Annotated in this window: 1 protein-coding gene; it reads right to left on the reverse strand. The window is 70.0% G+C overall.

Features of this window, described 5'->3' with window-relative positions; genetic code table 11:
- Positions 1-2321 (reverse strand): acyltransferase domain-containing protein (locus tag KUM40_RS41440; RefSeq protein WP_254395324.1); only part of this gene is annotated, 2321 nt, incomplete at both ends.

A 2321-nucleotide genomic window follows, 5' to 3' on the forward strand; every position in this document is an offset into this window, starting at 1 on the left:
CACACCAGCACCGTCACTGTCACGGTCGCTGTCGTGGTCGCTGATGCTGTCGGGAGAAGGCACCTCCCACACCACCACCGGCGGCACCACATCACCCGCCGGCCACACCTCCCCGTCCCACACCGGAACAGCCGCCACACCCTCCGGCACCACCACCGGACTCCACCCCACCCGCCACAACGACCGGCCCACCACCCCACCAGCCGACTCCAACTGCCCCACCGACACCGGCCGACCCACCACCGACCCCACCGACAGAACCGTCCGCCCCTCGGCGTCCGCCACATGCAGGCTGAGGTTGTTGTCGGAAGCCGCCCCGGTCTGGGCGATATGAACGCGTAGGCGGGTGGCGCCGGTGGCGTGCAGGGCTACCTGGTTCCAGACGAACGGCAGTACCGGTTCACCGTCGCGGTCCCCGCTCTCGTCGACCAGCGCCGCGTGCATCGCCGCATCCAGCAGTGCCGGATGCAGACCAAAACGGGACGCCTCGTCCCACGACTCCGACGGCAGCTCCACCTCCGCGAAGACATCGTCACCCCGCCGCCAGGCCGCCTTCAGCCCCTGGAACACCGGACCATAGGCATACCCCTGGCGCAGCAGCAGGTCGTACGCGTCCCCGACACCGACCGGTAGGGCACCGGCCGGCGGCCACACCGCCAGATCCTCACCCGACCGGGCCGCCGCACCGTCACCGACACTGCCCTGGGCATGCAGCAGCCAGCCGCCACCCACCTCCGTCTCCGGACGCGAGTGGACCGTGACCGTACGCGCCCCCGACCCGTCAGCCGCACCCACCGCCACCTGGATCTGCACACCACCACGCTCAGGAAGCACCAACGGCGCCTGAAGCGTCAGCTCCTCCAGCAACCCACAACCCACCTGATCAGCAGCGTGCAGAGCAAGCTCCACAAAACCGGTGCCGGGCAGCAGCACGCTGCCGAGCACGTCGTGGTCCGCGATCCAGGCGTGTGTGTCGAGGGACAGCCGGCCGGTCAGCACCACGCCGTCCGTGTCAGCCAGGCTGACTGCCGCACCGAGGAGCGGATGCCCGGCGGCGCTCAGACCGGCAGCCGAGATGTCGACGCCTTCGCCTCCATACCAGGAGTCCGCCATGTACTCGCGCGTCCCCAGCCAGTAGCGCTCGCGCTGGAAGGCGTAGGTGGGCAGGTCGACGCGTTCAGCACCGCGTCCGGCGTAGAAGGCGGTCCAGTCGACGGTGCCGCCCGAAGCGAACACCTGCCCCAGCGCCGTCACGGCCGTCACATCTTCCGCACGGTCCTTGCGCAGCACCGACGCGAACGTGACCTCATCGGCAGCCGTGTCGAGAGTCTGCCGGGCCAGACCCGTCAGGACCGGGTCCGGACCGCACTCCACAAACCGCACCACACCCTGCTGATGCAGGGCGCCGATGCCGTCGGCGAAACGGACGGCCTCACGCACATGCCGCACCCAGTACTCGGGGTCGGTGAGCTGCCCCGCCACCGCCACAGCACCCGTCACATTCGACACGACGGGCAGGGACGGCTCCGCATACGACAGCGAAGCCACCACCCCACGGAACTCCTCCAGCATCGGCTCCATCAACGGCGAATGGAACGCATGCGACACCCGCAGCCGGGACACCCGCCGCCCCAGCGTGGTGAAGTGCTCAGCGACCGTGTCGACACCGGTCTGGGTGCCGGACACCACGACGGACGTGGGGCCGTTGACGGCGGCGATCCCGACACCGTCGGACAACACCGGCAGCACCTCCGCCTCGGTGGCCTCCACCGCCAGCATCGCCCCGCCCTCGGGCAGCGCGTCCATCAGCCGGCCACGCGCCGCCACCAACGACGCCGCATCCTCCAGGGACAGCACCCCCGCCACATGCGCAGCGGTCACCTCACCAATCGAATGCCCCGCCACGAAGTCGGGACGCACACCCCAGGACTCCACCAGCCGGAACAACGCCGTCTCCACCGCAAACAACCCCGCCTGCGCAAACACCGTCCGGTTCAGCAGGTGGGCATCCTCCCCCCACACCACCTCCCGCAACGACCGCCCCAGCAGACCGTCCAACCGGCCACACACCGCATCAAACGCCGACGCGAACACCGGGAAGACGTCATACAGTTCCCGGCCCATCCCCAGCCGCTGACTCCCCTGCCCCGTGAACAGCACAGCCGTCCGGCCACCCGCACGCGCCCGCACCACCGAACCCTCATCCGCCGCCATCCCGCCCAGCGCGGTCAGCAACTCCTCACGGTCCCGGCCCACCACCACCGCACGCCGCTCCAACGCAGCCCGCGACGACACCAAAGACAACCCCACATCCACCGGCG

The organism is Streptomyces sp. AC512_CC834, assembly GCF_019049325.1.
GTDB lineage: Bacteria > Actinomycetota > Actinomycetes > Streptomycetales > Streptomycetaceae > Streptomyces.